General features: G+C 40.4%; 2 tRNA genes. Both read right to left on the bottom strand.

Annotated elements, in window-relative coordinates:
* Positions 1 to 12: 12 nt before the first annotated feature.
* Positions 13 to 88, bottom strand: a tRNA-Lys gene (locus H5058_RS18310).
* An 84-nt stretch (positions 89 to 172) separates the two neighbouring features.
* A tRNA-Lys gene (locus H5058_RS18305) sits at positions 173 to 248 on the bottom strand.
* Positions 249 to 275 lie beyond the last annotated feature (27 nt).

Below are 275 nucleotides of genomic sequence, written 5' to 3'. Positions count from 1 at the left end.
AAATATAAAGAATGGTGGGGCATGATGGATTTGAACCATCGACCAATTGATTAAAAGTCAACTGCTCTACCAACTGAGCTAATGCCCCGCTCTGATAACTAACTAGCAAACTTTGCTGTTTAGTTGCTTGCGTAAATCCGCCGACTAATATTTACTTTCACTGCTCATAGAATGGTGGGGCATGATGGATTTGAACCATCGACCAATTGATTAAAAGTCAACTGCTCTACCAACTGAGCTAATGCCCCGCTCTATGCACTTAATTTAATTAAGCT

It is taken from the genome of Pseudoalteromonas sp. SR45-4, from assembly GCF_014163535.1.
GTDB lineage: Bacteria > Pseudomonadota > Gammaproteobacteria > Enterobacterales > Alteromonadaceae > Pseudoalteromonas > Pseudoalteromonas nigrifaciens.
The sequence above is the reverse complement of the archived record's forward strand: the minus strand, read 5'-3'. Positions and strand labels throughout refer to the sequence as shown.